The organism is Acinetobacter sp. YH12134 (assembly GCF_013418555.1).
Taxonomy (GTDB): Bacteria; Pseudomonadota; Gammaproteobacteria; order Pseudomonadales; family Moraxellaceae; genus Acinetobacter; species Acinetobacter indicus.
The window spans coordinates 234,007-249,517 of the sequence record NZ_VPBT01000003.1 but is presented as its reverse complement, the minus strand read 5'-3'; the positions used below and the strand labels follow the sequence as shown (position 1 = coordinate 249,517).

At 48.0% G+C, this 15,511-nt stretch carries 10 protein-coding genes; 9 read left to right on the top strand and 1 reads right to left on the bottom strand.

Annotation, left to right across the window (positions count from 1 at the left end):
• Positions 1-153: 153 nt before the first annotated feature.
• Positions 154-2,730 carry a penicillin-binding protein PBP1a gene (gene ponA, locus FTU69_RS04160; protein ID WP_180088574.1) on the bottom strand — a complete coding sequence of 859 codons (2,577 nt, stop codon included), beginning with the start codon at positions 2,728-2,730 and terminating at the stop codon, positions 154-156.
• 171 nt (positions 2,731-2,901) lie between these two features.
• On the opposite strand from ponA, the gene FTU69_RS04155 reads away from it, so the two are divergent.
• The 9 genes from FTU69_RS04155 to gltB all read left to right on the top strand — a co-directional run bounded on the left by FTU69_RS04155 (position 2,902) and on the right by gltB (position 15,484).
• Positions 2,902-3,960: a pilus assembly protein PilM gene (locus FTU69_RS04155; RefSeq protein WP_075174946.1), complete on the top strand. Its 1,059-nt coding sequence runs from the start codon at positions 2,902-2,904 to the stop codon at positions 3,958-3,960.
• On the top strand, positions 3,960-4,595 hold the full coding sequence (locus tag FTU69_RS04150; protein ID WP_180103525.1) for a PilN domain-containing protein: 636 nt from the start codon (positions 3,960-3,962) through the stop codon (positions 4,593-4,595). The genes FTU69_RS04155 and FTU69_RS04150 overlap by 1 nt, the downstream gene beginning before the upstream one ends.
• A complete protein-coding gene (locus FTU69_RS04145; protein ID WP_005180513.1) occupies positions 4,592-5,311 on the top strand; it encodes a type 4a pilus biogenesis protein PilO in 720 nt (239 codons plus the stop codon). Before FTU69_RS04150 ends, FTU69_RS04145 begins: the two co-directional genes overlap by 4 nt.
• Positions 5,311-5,838 (top strand): pilus assembly protein PilP, encoded by a 528-nt coding sequence (locus FTU69_RS04140; RefSeq protein ID WP_045795346.1) that lies wholly within the window; start codon positions 5,311-5,313, stop codon positions 5,836-5,838. Before FTU69_RS04145 ends, FTU69_RS04140 begins: the two co-directional genes overlap by 1 nt.
• 60 nt (positions 5,839-5,898) lie before the next feature.
• On the top strand, positions 5,899-8,037 hold the full coding sequence (locus FTU69_RS04135; protein WP_180088590.1) for a type IV pilus secretin PilQ: 2,139 nt from the start codon (positions 5,899-5,901) through the stop codon (positions 8,035-8,037).
• Between the two features lie 36 nt (positions 8,038-8,073).
• On the top strand, positions 8,074-8,616 hold the full coding sequence (gene aroK / locus FTU69_RS04130; protein ID WP_016658449.1) for a shikimate kinase AroK: 543 nt from the start codon (positions 8,074-8,076) through the stop codon (positions 8,614-8,616).
• A gap of 22 nt (positions 8,617-8,638) precedes the next feature.
• Positions 8,639-9,721, top strand: coding sequence for a 3-dehydroquinate synthase (gene aroB, locus FTU69_RS04125; protein WP_168383683.1), 1,083 nt, complete (start codon positions 8,639-8,641; stop codon positions 9,719-9,721).
• A 12-nt stretch (positions 9,722-9,733) separates the two neighbouring features.
• Positions 9,734-10,570 carry a hypothetical protein gene (locus tag FTU69_RS04120; RefSeq protein WP_160232279.1) on the top strand — a complete coding sequence of 279 codons (837 nt, stop codon included), beginning with the start codon at positions 9,734-9,736 and terminating at the stop codon, positions 10,568-10,570.
• 438 nt (positions 10,571-11,008) lie between these two features.
• A complete protein-coding gene (gene gltB / locus FTU69_RS04115) occupies positions 11,009-15,484 on the top strand; it encodes a glutamate synthase large subunit (protein ID WP_127800749.1) in 4,476 nt (1,491 codons plus the stop codon).
• The last annotated feature ends 27 nt before the right edge of the window (positions 15,485-15,511 follow it).

The following is a 15,511-nucleotide window of genomic DNA, read 5'->3' as shown; positions in this document are numbered from 1 at the left end:
AGTGATGGGAGAGCATGTTCAAGAGTGGATTCTAAATGTTCAGATAAAGACATAAAAAAATGAGCGTATTTACATACACTCATTTTTACTACATTTTTCTAATATTTGCTTAACTGACTGGCATTACTCAACTGAGGGCTTTTTGTTGTGCGTTTATAAGACTTCATCAATCAGGTTTTCAATCGCATCAGGGCGAGAATTCTGCTGCTGATTTTGCGCCGGTTGTTGCGGCTGTGCCGGTTGCTGTGGCTGAGGCTGCATTGGTGGTGGAGTCGCCTCATCCGGAATCAGGATTTCCTCACCCGGCAAATCATCAAAATCATGCTGCGGTGCAGGCGCGACCGGTGCCGGTGCAGGACGATACAGCGGACGGGCCAATGGCGGTGATGAACGATAGCGCTGCTGTAATTCTTGATCCATGCTGTCATTGCTGGCACTATCGCGGCTTAGCTGGTTGCCTTTACGGTCCAGACTGACCCAGGCTTCCGGTGTACCTTGCAGGGCTTTGCCCATAAACTCGGTCCAGATTGGCAGGGCTGCGACACCGCCATATTCACGACGACCCAAAGTCGTTGGCTGGTCAAAACCGACCCAGGAAATGGTCACCAGTTTACCATTAAAGCCGGCGAACCAGGCATCTTTGGCATCGTTGGTGGTTCCGGTTTTCCCGCCAATATCATTACGGCCAATGCGCAGGGCAGCGCGTCCGGTACCGTACTGAATCACATCACGTAGAATATTGGCCATATCATAGGCCGAGCTGGATTTTAAAATACGCTGTGCCTGACGATACTGACTGCGTTCAATCTTGTTGGCTGGCGCTGCATCTGCGGTCTGAATCGACTGATTGGTGACTTCAATCACTTCATCATCTGGTGTTTTTACTTCAGCCGTTTCAGGATTTTTTTCATCTTCGCTGATACAGGCAATGCAGGCATATTCAGGATTGGCCTGATAGATGGTTTTGCCATACGCATCTTCAATACGCTGAATAAAATGCGGTTGTACCCGATAACCGCCATTGGCAAAGGTGGCATAGCCGGTGGCCATTTGCACCGGCAGCACCTGTGGCGTACCTAAGGCGATGGTGTAGTTACGTGGAATCTGGTCTTCCTGCAAGCCAAAATCCATAAACAGTTGGCGGGTACGGTCCAGACCAACCGTTTGAAGTAAGCGGACTGAAACGGTATTTCGGGATAAATACAGCGCACGGCGCAAAGGAATCATGCCCAGATAGCGGCCATCCGAGTTACGCGGCGACCATTTGCCAATGGTAATTGGACTGTCATTCAGCATGGTGTGCGGGGTCATGCCACGTTCCAGTGCCAGTGCATAGACAAAAGGTTTAATGGTTGAACCTGGCTGGCGCCAGCCTTGCAAGGCACGGTTAAAGGTCGATTGATAAAAGTTATAACCGCCGACAATGGCTTCAATCGCGCCATTGTTTGGGTTAATTGCAATCAGCTGCCCCTGAACTTTGGGAACTTGCACCAGTGACCAGGAACTTTTGTTCTGGTTGGGGCGTAAACGGACAATATCGTTAACTTTGACAATTTGCGCTGCCCGGTTTGGTGCTGCGCCAACACTATTGGCATTGCGATAGGGACGCGCCCAGGACATGCCAGACCACGGGACAGTGACGGTAGAACCATCCTGCATCAGGGCTTCAAAAGAATTGTTCAGGACTTTGGTGACTTGTGCGGGATAGGTGTTGGCAAAGGCACGAAAGTCACTCAGTGGCTGGTTATGCGCTTCGGCACCGCGCCAGCCATGACGGCGGTCATATGCTTCTAGACCATTTTGCACCGCCTGCTCGGCATAAGCCTGACGTTTACTGTCAATGGTGGTGTAAACCTTATAACCAGAATCAACCGCCTGCTTGCCGAATTTTTTGACCAGTTCAGCTCGGACCATTTCCCCAACATAGGGGTGAATATTACTGATACTGCGATCCGGCATATCCAGGTTAATTGGCTCGGCAATCCCAGCCTGATATTCATTCTGGTTGATATAACCGAGTTGCAGCATCCGGCCCAGAATCCAGTTGCGACGTTCTAAGGCACGTTCCGGATTGACCACTGGATTGTAACGTGATGGCGCTTTTGGCAGACCAGCAATCATCGCCATTTGCGCAATACTCAGTTCTTCCAAGCTTTTGTTATAGTAAATTTTGGCTGCTGCCGCGATCCCGTAAGCATTTTTACCGAGAAAGATTTTATTGACATACAGGGTCAGAATTTCTTCTTTGGACAGGTTCTGTTCAATTTTTCGGGCTAGAAAAATTTCAGTCAGTTTGCGTCTTAAAGTGCGTTCCGGGCTTAAATAATAGTTCTTGGCCACCTGCATGGTAATGGTCGAGCCACCGGTTTGCACATTAGAGCCGGTCACCGCTTCACTCACCGCACGGCCTAGGCCTTTAAAGCTGATGCCGCTATGTTCGAAAAAGGCCGAATCTTCAGCCGCTAAAAAGGCATAGATAAACTTTTCGGGAATCTGGTTGTACTCGACAGGTACAGAAAGTTTGCCACCATACTCTGCAATTAACTGATTATCCGTGCTATAAACTTGTAAAGGCTTCAAAAGAGGCGCTTTTTTTAGAGTGGTCATTTCCGGCAAAGATGGGGCAATATAGAGATACATGCCATAAAAACCCATCGGAATGGAAACTAACACAATAATTATGAGCAAAAAAAATGGATGAACACGGCCCGAACAAGATAGCTTTTTCATAACAAGTAAGTTTTAATAAGAGCTAATGGCAAACTAATTGCTGGTCAGTATAGCCTTTACCCATACGGATTGTTAGATGAGTTATTGTATCCGTACAAAAATATAGACCACAAAGCAACTTAGTGAATGACATTTTTTTTGGGGATAAAAAAATAATAGGAAAAACTTATTGTGCGCAGGTTATATCGTAAACCGAGTAAGGGGTTAATAGGTGTAGATATTAGTTCTACTTCTGTTAAGTTATTGGAGCTCTCTGTAAAGAATGATCGTTACTGGGTGGAAAGTTACGCCTTGGTACCGCTCTCAGAGGGCAGTGTGGTTGAGAAAAATATTCTGAATCCTGAAGCTGTAGGGGATGCGCTCGAGCGTGCCTTTAATTTGGCCAATACACCGACAACAGCTGCCGCTTTAGCGATTCCAACCTCAATGGTAATTAGCAAGACCATTGAGATGGATGCCGATATGACGGATGACGAACGTGAAGTTCAAATCCGGATGGATGCAGAGCAATATATTCCTTTCCCATTAGATGAAGTTAGCCTGGACTTTGAGGTGCTGCCTGATCGTCTGGCCAATCCAAACCGGGTCAATGTTTTGCTGGTGGCGACACGACTGGAAAATGTCGAGAGTCGCTGTGAAGCGATTGAACTGGCCGGTTTAACCCCAAAAGTGGCAGATGTCGAAAGCTTTGCCATTGAAAATGCCTTTAAAGTCTTCGCCGATACCTTGCCGATGGGGGTAAATACCATTGGTGTGTTAGACATTGGTCATACTATGACCACGCTGTCGGTACTCAAAGACAATAAAATTATCTATACCCGCGAGCAGGTCTTTGGTGGCAAGCAGCTGACCCAGGAAATCCAGAACCGTTATGGTCTGTCCTTTGAAGAAGCCGGCCGCGCCAAGAAAAGCCGTACCTTGCCAGATGATTACGATGTTGAAGTGTTGGAGCCATTCCTTGAGGCGGTGGTGCAGCAGGCGGCACGTTCGCTGCAGTTCTTCTTCTCCTCATCGCAGTTTAATGAAATTGACCATATTCTGCTGGCCGGTGGGAATGCCAATATTCCAGGCCTGGCCAAGCTACTACAGCAAAAACTGGGTTACCGCGTCACCATTGCCAATCCGTTTTTACAGATGGGTTTCTCCTCCAAAATTGATATTAAAAGAATTGAAAGCGATGCCTCTTCATTGATGGTGGCATGTGGCTTGGCATTGAGGAGTTTTGATTAATGGCAAAAATTAACTTACTCCCTTGGCGTGATGAGCTAAGAGAAAAACGAAAAAAAGAATTTATTGTGGTTTGTATTGGGGCTGCATTAATTGGGGTGCTGGCCGTCACGCTGGCATGGTTCTATTACAATCATAAACTGCAGGATCAGGAACAGGCCAATCAGCTGGTGATCAGTACCAACCAGAATCTGGATGTACAGTTAAAGTCGCTGGAAGGCCTGCAAGAGCAGCGTAATGCCATTGTCGAGCGCATGAAGCTGATTCAGGGTCTGCAAAGTCAGCGTCCGGTCGCGGTACGTTTGGTCGATGAGCTGGTCCGCGTTACCCCAAGTAGCATGTATTTGACCAAAGTGGCCCGTATTGGCAATAAATTTACCTTTGAAGGCAAGGCCGAAAGTCCAAACACGGTAGCAGAGTTCCTGCGTAATCTGGAAGCATCGCCATGGTATCGTAACGCCTTCATGAATTCTTTCTTGGCCGTTGAAGAAAATAAAAACAAGGCACCAAGTTCGGTTGTTCCACGGGTAGAAGAAAGCTATGGCAGCTTCGTGGTAACGGCAGATTTGGATGAAATTGCACTTCCAGGCACAGCACCTGCGTCTGGTACTCAAGCAACAGCGGGGGCAGTACAATGAGTCTCGATCAATATGAAGAAATGAATCAGGATCCTGTTGCTGCGCCAAAGAAAAAAATGACGCTGGATAAATTCCTGCAGCAATGGAATACCTTAGATCCGAATAACTATGGCAGCTGGCCGTTTTCCGTCAAGCTGACCATCTGGATCTTTATCATTATTTTAATTGCCTTCCTGGGCTATTTCCTGGCCATCAAGCCGAAGCTGGATGCAATTTCCAATGCGCGTGCACAAGAGCAGAACCTGCTGAATGAGTTTCGTGAAAAAGATTCCAAACTGCGTAACTTGCAGCAATATCAGGCGCAGTTACAGGAAATGGAAGCCAACTTTAACCAGCAGCTACAACAGTTGCCAAAAGAAACCGAAATTCCAGGTCTGGTTGAAGATGTCAACGTTACGGGCGTGAATTCAGGCTTAAGATTTAAAAATATCCGTCTGGAAAATGAAATCAAGCAAGAGTTCTTTATCGAGCAGCCAATTTCGATTGAAGCCACCGGTGATTATCATGCTTTTGGTTCTTTTGTGAGCGGTACAGCCGCTTTACCGCGAATTGTGACCATGCATGATTTCACTATTACTGCCGGTGAAAACAAGGAAAAGAAAACCGATATTCCACAAATTACCTATGTCGCGAAAGCCAAGACCTATCGCTATGTCGGGAATACCGATGCACAGGCCGGGAATAGCACGACTCCAGCCACAGGAGCAGCACAATGATGAAATTTGAAAAACTTTCGTTGGTTCTGGTGTTGGGCCTACTGGCTGCAGGCTGTGATTCACGTATTGATGCCGTGAATGCACAAATGGCAGAAATCCGTAATCAGCCGCCGTTGCCGATTGAGCCGGCACCGACTTTTGAGCCAGCACCTGTATTTAACTATGCAGCACATCAGCTGAAAAGCCCGTTTATGCCAAGTTCTCTGGCGGCCGAGCTAAAGATTATGGCGGGTAAACGGGTTTATCCAAACCTGTCGCGCCAGTTGCAGCCTTTAGAAAGCTATGCACTGGAAACCTTAAGCATGAAAGGTAGCATGCGCGGGCAACGCGGCGAGATTCTGGCCCTGATTCAAACTCCAGATGGGGAAATTGAACGGATTCAGCGCGGCAGCTATATGGGCTTGAATCATGGTCGGGTCATCAATATCACACCGACACAAATTGACTTAATTGAGATTATTCCAGATGGTCGCGAAGGGTATGTTGAACGTCCAAGAAGTCTAGTACTGATTGGGCCGGCGCCATAAATTAAAGGAATAAAAATGAATAATACTGTGAAAGATTTTATTTTTGGGGATGGCATTACAATGAACAATTTGTTCCGTCAGTTTTCAATGGGCGCTGTTGCGATGGCCGTCATGCAAGTGGCCAATGCGCAGGTCAGCATTACCAATATTGTACCAATGCAAATTCCAGGACAAGGTACTGAAATTCGTGTCATGTTCAATGGCTTGCCACCTCAGCCTGCAGCCTATCAGCTTGAGCAGCCATCACGTTTGGTGCTGGATTTTGATAAAGCCCAGCAGACCTTAAAACAGGCCAGCATTCCGGTTGCGACTCGGGAAGCCAGCTCGGTTGATGTCAGTTCCGATGCCCAGCGTGCACGTTTAACGGTTAATCTGGCTGAAGCGGGTGCTTTTACTACCCGTGTTGAAGGCAATACTTTTATTCTTAAAATTAACAGCACTCAGGCAGCCGTAACGCCAGTGACGGTACAGCAGACGGCTCAAGGTGTATCGAATATCGGCTTTCAGCGCGGTGCAGAAGGGGAAGGTCAGGTAGTAATTGACCTGGCAGGCAGCAATACCCCGGTCGATGTACAACAGCAAGGCAGTAAAATTATTGTCCGTACCTTGGGTAATAAAATTCCTGCACATCTGGCACGCCGTTTAAACGTCAATGATTTTGCCACCCCGGTATCTACCATTGATGCGCAAAATGATGGTGGCAATGGGGTAATTACTATTCAGTCTGCCGGAAGCTATGAATATATGGCGTATCAGGCAGAAAATAAACTGACCATCAGTCTGAAACGTCCGGTAGATAAGAACCCGTTCAAACCGCGTGCAGCACAAAGCTATACCGGCAAAAAGATTTCTTTAGATTTCCAGGATATTGAAGTGCGTCGTGTGCTGCAGTTACTGGCTGATTTTACCGGAATTAACATGGTTGCCGCCGATACGGTACAGGGCAATATCACCTTACGTCTCAAAGATGTGCCGTGGGATCAGGCACTGGATATTATTTTAAAAACCAAAAATCTGGATAAACGCCGTAACGGCAATGTGATCTGGATTGCACCCGTCGCAGAGCTGATCAAGGCCGAAGAAGAAGAAGCCAAAGCGATTGCTCAAAGCGTCAAGCTGGCGCCGCTGCAAACCGAATATATTCAGTTAAATTATGCCAAGGCTGCTGATATTGAGAAACTGATTACTGATGGTAAAAACGCATCCAATTCTCGAGGCGGTACAAATTCGGGTTCAGGGGCAGATCCACTTGGTGATAGCGTCGGTAGTCTGCTCAGTCCACGTGGTACGGTGTCAGTCGATCCACGAACCAACACCCTGATTATAAATGATACTGCACAAAAGATTGACCAGATTCGCGGCATGATTGACTTGCTGGATGTATCGGTGAAACAGGTGATGATTGAAGCACGTATTGTGAGTGCCACCACTGACTTCACCAAAGAGATGGGGGTCAAGTGGGGCATCTTGTCACAAGGGATTACCAACAATAATCACTTGTTAGTCGGTGGTAGTGATACGACCTTGTGGAACTTGCGTGAACCAGAAAAAGATGATGATACGGGCGGTTGGAAGTATGAAATTGAACGTCCGCAAAACCTGAATGTCGATTTAGGAGTGACCAGTGCAGGTGCTAGCCGCATTGCCTTTGGTTTAATCAGTTTATCTGACTTTATGCTGGATTTAGAACTGTCTGCATTACAAGCTGATGGTTATGGTGAAGTAATTTCGACCCCGAAAGTGCTGACTGCTGACAAGCAGCAGGCCAAAGTGGCTTCAGGTACGCAGATCCCGTATCAGTCTGCTGAAGGTGGTGGTGTCAATGCGGTGTCTACAACAGAGTTTATTGACGCTACGCTCAGTCTGGACGTAACGCCAAGCATTACCCCGGATGGTAAAGTGCAGATGAGCCTGAATATCACCAGTGATAGCCCGGGAGCACCAACCCCAACCGGTCAGCTGACGATTAACAAAAACTCGATCAATACCAATGTACTGGTCGATAATGGTGAAACCGTCGTGCTCGGTGGTATTTTTGAGCAGCAGACAGCCAATCAGCAAACCAAAGTGCCATTCCTGGGGGATATTCCGTATTTAGGCCGTTTATTCCGTAAAGATATTAAATCAGACAATAAACGTGAGTTGCTGATTTTTGTGACACCACGAATTGTTAATGACAGTGTTTCAAGAAATCATTAATATATTTTCAATTTAACAAAATAAATAGGTGACTCCTTGCCAAGCAAAGAGTTTAACGCCCTGCCAAATATCTATTTGGTGGGGCCGATGGGGGCCGGAAAAACCACGGTAGGGCGACATTTGGCAGAGCTGCTCGGACGCGAGTTCCTGGACAGCGATCATGAAATCGAGCGTCGTACCGGGGCCACCATTCCCTGGATTTTTGAAAAAGAAGGGGAAAGCGGTTTCCGTAACCGTGAAACCACTGTCATTGACGAGCTGACCTCTCGCACTCAACTGGTTCTTGCCACCGGCGGCGGTGCAGTCACCCAAGCCCCGAACCGTGAATTCCTCAAACAGCGTGGTATTGTGGTATATCTGTATACCCCGGTGGAAATCCAGCTGCAACGTACCTACCGCGATAAAAACCGTCCTCTCCTTCAAGTTGAAAATCCTGAACAGAAACTGAAAGATTTGCTTGCAGTACGCGATCCATTATATCGTGAGGTAGCGCATCATATTATTGAAACCAATCAGGGCGCAGCCCGTGATCTGGCGCAAAAAATCCTGAATGTGATCGTGGCGAAGAAATCAATTTAATTGAGTACAGTGTTTTAAAACCATGCAAACCTTATATGTTGAACTCGGCGATCGCCGTTACCCGATTTTTATTGGCAGTGATTTAAATCCGCAGACCTTACTGGAACCTTATATTCAAGGCAAGCAGGTCATGATTGTGAGCAACAGTACCGTGGCGCCTTTGTATTTAAAGCACTATCAAACTGCCATAGAAGCACTGGGTAAACAGGTGGCAACATGTATTTTGCCCGATGGTGAAAAATACAAGGATATTCAGCATCTCAACCTGATTTTTGATGCCCTGCTAGAAGCTGGTTTTAACCGCGACTGTACCGTGCTGGCCCTCGGTGGCGGTGTGATTGGCGATATGGCCGGTTTTGCCTCGGCCTGTTTCCAGCGCGGCGTGTATTTTATTCAGGTACCGACCACCTTGCTGTCCCAGGTTGATTCCAGTGTGGGCGGGAAAACCGGGATTAACCATCCGCTAGGTAAAAACATGATCGGCGCCTTCCAGCAACCGCAAGTGGTGCTGGCCGATATGTCGCAGCTCAAGACCTTGCCCGATCGTGAACTGTCTGCCGGTCTGGCTGAAGTGATTAAATATGCCCTGCTGGGTGATATTGAGTTTCTGGACTGGTTAGAACAGCATATGGAGGGGCTGGTAGCACGTGATCCGGTTTTACTGGCAGAAGCGGTGTATCGTTCTTGCGCGCACAAAGCCCGGATTGTCGCCAATGATGAAAAAGAGCAGGGCGAGCGCGCATTGCTGAATTTGGGTCATACCTTTGGTCATGCTATCGAATCTTATCTGGGTTATGGCGAATGGCTGCATGGTGAAGCGGTTGCGACCGGCATGGTGATGGCGGCCGATTTATCGCATCGGATGGGCTGGATTTCTGCAGACGATGTTGAGCGTACAAAAAGAATCATTTCTCGTGCCCAATTGCCGATAGTATGTCCTAAAATTCCGTTGGATGATTTTCTCAGTTTTATGGCCCATGACAAAAAAGTGCTGAATGGCCAGTTGCGACTGGTGTTAATGCAGCGTCTGGGACAGGCCATCATTACCCGGGAATTTGATCCGGAATTGATGAAACAGTCTATTCTTGCGCATCAGGCAGCATAATTAAGGGATCCCATGGCAGCAGCATCACAAAGCGTCAAACAACGTGTTCAGAACTCCATCTGGTTGGTGTGTGGTGCGCTGTGTCTGCTGCTGGCGATCATCTTCTGGGCCATTACCGATCGTGATGAGCTGGTTGAAGTCGAAAAAGCCCCGGAATCAGAAGTTGAATTACAGATTCAGCCGGCAAAAGTGGCGGCAACCGCACATTTGGGTGTCCTGATCGACGAAGTCAAGCCATTAGAACAAACCAAGCGTTTAACTGCTTCGGGGCTGCATGAGCCTGAATTTCGCGGCACCAAATTTATCTCCGAGCAGCGAAAGCATCAGACCATTGAGCTGTTTCGCGTGAGCGAAGAAGATATTATCAAGGGCTTTCTGAAAAAACAGGCTGATCGCCAGAATTTTCTTTATATTCGCTTGAGTGGTGAAAACCGTGCAGAGCAATATGTATTGCTGTATGGCAATTATAAAAATACCAGTCAGGCGCAAAGCGCTTTAGAACAGCTAGCGCTGCAATTGCCCGCATCGGTCAAACCGGTGGTGACCAGCTTTAAGGACTATCTGCCGTTTGTGAATGACCTGGGTGCAGAGGAAGTGAGTCTGAACAATAAACTTTATGAAGTGGCTTTAAAGCCGGCCGCGCTGCCGAAAATTGATGAAAGTCTGCTGGCTGCACCAAAACAGAGCGCAACCAGTCCGCAACGCTCCACTACAACCACCACCGTAACCCGCCGTGATCAGGACGGAAACGTGGTGGATGTGCAAAAATCACAAAGTGGTGTTGCTCCACCTGCACCAGCATCGAATAACACCACCACAGAACAAGAAATTAGTGATCCTTTCAATTAAACTGCCGTTCTAAAATAGCGCAGGCTGGTGTATAAAAATGAAGATATGCCCAAAAATAGTGCGTATAAAATAAGCGAAACTTCCTTGAAAGCGCACCGCTCTCACTGAAACTTGCCCAAATTAAGTCATTTAAAAATAGTACAATAAAGTTGGCATCATTTTTGCATTATTGGTGCATCAATTGAGTTAATGTCCCTATTTTGGAGCAAGAAAGATTCAATGATTGTGCGAAATCGTCAAATGTTTATGCTTGATTTAAGTGCGTAAAGGCAGTCAAAGTTTTCCTCAGCTTGTCATCTTGATCACTCAAGATCAAAGCCAGGAGAAATGAACTTGCTCAACATGGATCTTAAGCTAAGTCAGTCGGACCAGGTCGCAAAAGAAAGTAGATTGTTAATGCCCAGCAAGGGCGCGTTGAAAGAAGGGTACGCTATGCACATGCCATCGCCTAATACTGTAGCTCCCGCTCAAGGTTTATACCAACCGGATGAGTTTAAAGATAACTGTGGTTTCGGTTTAATCGCCCATATGCAGGGTGATGCAAGCCATGATCTCGTCAAGACCGCCATTCATAGTTTAAGTTGTATGACCCACCGTGGTGGTATTGCCGCAGATGGCAAGACGGGCGATGGTTGCGGTCTATTGCTTGCCATGCCAAAACAGTTCTTCCGTGAAGAAGCCAAACGCTTAAGTGACATTACCTTAAGTGAAGTGTTTGCTGTGGGCACCATTTTCCTGAGCCTCGATCCAGCCTTAGCTGCGCATGCCAAACAGACGTTAACCAAAGAAATTGAAGCAGAAGGCTGTAAAGTCATTGCCTGGCGTGTAGTGCCAACCAATAACGATGCCTTAGGCTCAATTGCCATGCAGTCTTTGCCTGCCTTTGAACAGGTCATTGTGAACTGCCCGATTGGTGTGACTGAAGTTGAATTTAACCGTAAATTATTTTTGGCGCGTCGCCGTGCCGAACAGCAACTCAGCAATGATCCGTATTTCTATGTGACCACTTTATGTTCAACTGTGATCAGCTATAAAGGTCTGATGATGCCAGCTGCGATTGCTGACTTCTATACCGACCTGGCTGATGAGCGTTTAGCGTCCCATATTGTGGTGTTCCACCAGCGTTTCTCGACCAATACCTTGCCACGCTGGCCGCTGGCGCAGCCATTCCGTTATCTGGCGCACAATGGTGAAATCAACACCATTACGGCAAACCGTAACTGGGCGCTGGCACGTACCCCTAAATTTGAAAACCCGTTATTGCCGGGCTTAACCGAGCTGAATCCAATTGTGAACCGTACCGGTTCAGATTCATCCAGCCTGGACAATATGCTGGAAATTCTGGTGGGTGGCGGTATGGATCTGTTCCGTGCGCTACGTATGCTGGTACCACCAGCCTGGCAAAACGTGGAAACCCTGGATGCAGACCTGCGTGCTTTCTATGAGTTCAACTCGAAACATATGGAAGCCTGGGATGGTCCGGCAGGTCTGGTGATTCAGGATGGCCGTCATGCCATCTGTATGCTGGACCGTAACGGTTTACGTCCAGCACGCTGGGTCATCACCAAAAATGGTTACATTACGCTGGCTTCTGAAATTGGGGTTTGGGGTTATGAACCGGAAGATGTGGTGTCGAAAGGCCGTGTCGGTCCAGGCCAGATTCTGGTGGTCGATACCATGACCGGCAAAGTGCTGGACACCAGTGATGTAAACCAGCATCTGAAAAAAATGCGTCCTTACCGTGAATGGTTACGTGAAAATTCAATTCGCGTTCAAGGCAGCCCGGAATTAGAAGAATATTTATGTGATCAGGGCTTAAAAGGCGATGGCCTGAAAGCGGCACAGAAAATGTTTATGGTCACTTTTGAAGAGCGTGACCAGTTGCTGCGTCCAATTGCAGAAAGCGGTCAGGAAGCAGTTGGCTCGATGGGCGATGATACCCCAATGGCCGTCTTGTCACGCCAGGTACGTCATGTATCGGACTATTTCCGTCAGCAGTTTGCGCAGGTCACCAACCCGCCAATCGACCCGTTACGTGAATCAATTGTCATGTCGCTGGAAACCTGTCTGGGCCGTGAGCAAAACGTGTTTGAACAGGGACCGGAACATGCTGATCGTCTGATCATTTCCAGCCCGGTACTGTCAAACTCGAAAATGCACCAGATTCGCACTTTGGGACGTAAAGGCTATGAAATTGCCGATATCGACCTGAACTATGCTGAAACAGAAGGTCTGGAAGCGGCAATCACACGTATTTGCGAGCAGTCTGCGCAAGCAATTCGTGATGGCAAAACCTTATTGGTACTTTCCGACAAGAAAATCCGTGAAGGCTATTTGCCGGCCAATGCAGTGATGGTGACGGGTGCGGTGCATCACCACCTGATTAATACCGGTTTACGTACCGATGCCAACCTGATTGTGGAAACCGGTTTTGCCCGCGATCCGCATCAATTTGCAGTGTTGCTTGGTTTTGGTGCCACCGCCATCTATCCATATCTGGCCTATGATGTGATCAATGATCTGGTCGCTAAAGGTGAATTGCTTGGTGATCCGGTCTATGCACAATCGAACTTCCGCAAAGGCATTGAAAAAGGCCTGCTGAAAGTCCTGTCAAAAATGGGTATTTCAACCGTTGCTTCGTATCGTGGCGGTCAGCTGTTTGAAGCAGTTGGTTTATCTGCCGAAGTGGTGAATACCTGCTTTAGCGGTGTGCCAAGCCGTATTCAGGGCGCGACTTTTGTCGATCTGGAAAATGACCAGAAAAAACTGGCCGATACCGCGTGGAAAGCGCGTAAGCCAATTGATCAGGGTGGTTTGCTGAAATTCGTCTTCGGCAAGGAATATCATGCCTTTAACCCCGATGTGATCAATTCCTTACACAAGGCGGTGCGTTCAGGCAATTATGCCGATTTCAAAGAATACGCCGAGATTGTGAATAACCGTCCAATCGCGACCATTCGTGATTTATTCAAACTGAAAACAAACAATTCGATTCCACTGGAACAGGTGGAATCGGTTGAAGAGATTTTACCGCGCTTCGACTCTGCCGGGATGTCTTTAGGTGCGTTATCACCTGAAGCGCACGAAGCAATTGCGATTGCCATGAACACGATTGGTGGTCGTTCAAACTCGGGTGAGGGCGGTGAAGATCCAGCGCGTTACGGCACCATCCGTAATTCGAAAATCAAACAAATTGCATCGGGCCGTTTTGGTGTGACGCCTGCCTATTTAACCTCTGCAGAAGTCCTCCAGATTAAAGTCGCGCAAGGTGCAAAACCAGGTGAAGGTGGCCAGTTGCCGGGCGGTAAAGTCAACGGACTCATTGCGCGTTTACGTTACTCTGTACCGGGCGTAACCTTAATTTCGCCGCCGCCGCATCACGACATTTACTCAATTGAAGATTTATCACAGTTGATCTTCGATTTAAAACAGGTGAACCCACAGGCGATGGTGTCGGTGAAACTTGTTTCTGAGCCAGGTGTCGGTACGATTGCGGCCGGTGTTGCGAAAGCGTATGCCGATTTCATTACCATTTCTGGTTATGATGGCGGTACAGCGGCTTCGCCACTTTCTTCTATTCATCATGCAGGTTCTCCGTGGGAGCTCGGTCTGTCTGAAGCGCATCAGGCACTGCGTGTGAACGACTTGCGTGGTAAAGTTCGCGTGCAAACCGATGGTGGTTTAAAAACCGGTCTGGACGTGGTGAAAGCGGCCATCCTCGGTGCAGAAAGCTTCGGTTTTGGTTCTACCCCAATGATTGCTTTAGGTTGTAAATACCTGCGCATCTGTCACCTGAACAACTGTGCGACCGGTGTAGCGACGCAGCAGGATCACTTGCGTCAGGAACACTATATTGGTGAGCCGCAAATGCTGATCAACTTCTTCACCTTTATTGCTGAAGAAACCCGTGAATGGCTGGCGGCGCTGGGTGTATCCAGTCTGAAAGACCTGATCGGTCGTACAGACTTGCTGGAAATCCTGCCGGGTGAAACCGACAAGCATGCACATCTGGATTTAAGTGCCTTGCTGGAATCGCATCCTGCCGCGGAAGGTAAGGCGCAGTACTGTGAAGTACAAGGCAATGAGCCGTTCGATAAAGGCGTATTGGCTGAGCAGATGGTTAGCGAGATGCTGCCAGCCATTGAAGCCGGTACCGGTGGTGAATTTAATTACACCATTGGCAACTGTGACCGTTCAATCGGTGCACGTATTTCCGGTGAAATTGCCCGCCGTTATGGCAACCTCGGTATGGAAGCCCATCCGGTGAAAATGAACCTGACCGGTACTGCAGGTCAGTCCCTGGGTGTCTGGAATGCCGGTGGTTTACACATCAAGCTGGAAGGCGATGCTAACGATTACGTGGGTAAAGGGATGGCTGGTGGTCGTCTGTCGATCTTCCCGCCAAAAGGTTCGCCATTCCAGACCCAGAATACCGCGATTATTGGGAACACCTGTCTGTACGGTGCCACTGGCGGTAAACTGTTTGCAGCGGGAACTGCGGGCGAGCGCTTTGCGGTGCGTAACTCGGGTGCCTTTGCTGTGATTGAAGGCGCAGGCGATCACTGCTGTGAATACATGACCGGTGGTATCGTGACCGTACTGGGTAAAGTCGGACATAACTTTGGTGCCGGGATGACAGGTGGTTTTGCTTATGTACTTGATTTGGACAACGACTTCGTTGACCATTACAACCATGAGCTGATCGAGTTAAACCGTATTTCTACAGAGTCGATGGAAGAACACAAAGAGTTCTTGTCACGTATCTTAGATGAGCATATTCAAGAAACGGGTAGTGCCTGGGCGTACAAGATCCGCCATGAGTTTGATTACTACAGCCGCAAGTTCTGGCTGGTAAAACCAAAAGCAGCCAACTTGCTGACTTTGTTAAAGACAACTCAAGCTGATCCTCAATAATTCCACGACTGCAGAAATGAAGCCAGA

What these genes read in the sequence shown, in the direction of transcription:
- FTU69_RS04120 (WP_160232279.1), top strand. Translation starts at nt 9,734, where the DNA reads ATGGCAGCAGCATCACAAAGCGTCAAACAACGTGTTCAGAACTCCATC.
- FTU69_RS04140 (WP_045795346.1), top strand. Translation starts at nt 5,311, where the DNA reads ATGAAATTTGAAAAACTTTCGTTGGTTCTGGTGTTGGGCCTACTGGCT.
- ponA (WP_180088574.1), bottom strand. Translation starts at nt 2,730, where the DNA reads ATGAAAAAGCTATCTTGTTCGGGCCGTGTTCATCCATTTTTTTTGCTC.
- aroB (WP_168383683.1), top strand. Translation starts at nt 8,639, where the DNA reads ATGCAAACCTTATATGTTGAACTCGGCGATCGCCGTTACCCGATTTTT.
- FTU69_RS04150 (WP_180103525.1), top strand. Translation starts at nt 3,960, where the DNA reads ATGGCAAAAATTAACTTACTCCCTTGGCGTGATGAGCTAAGAGAAAAA.
- gltB (WP_127800749.1), top strand. Translation starts at nt 11,009, where the DNA reads ATGCCATCGCCTAATACTGTAGCTCCCGCTCAAGGTTTATACCAACCG.
- FTU69_RS04135 (WP_180088590.1), top strand. Translation starts at nt 5,899, where the DNA reads ATGAACAATTTGTTCCGTCAGTTTTCAATGGGCGCTGTTGCGATGGCC.
- FTU69_RS04145 (WP_005180513.1), top strand. Translation starts at nt 4,592, where the DNA reads ATGAGTCTCGATCAATATGAAGAAATGAATCAGGATCCTGTTGCTGCG.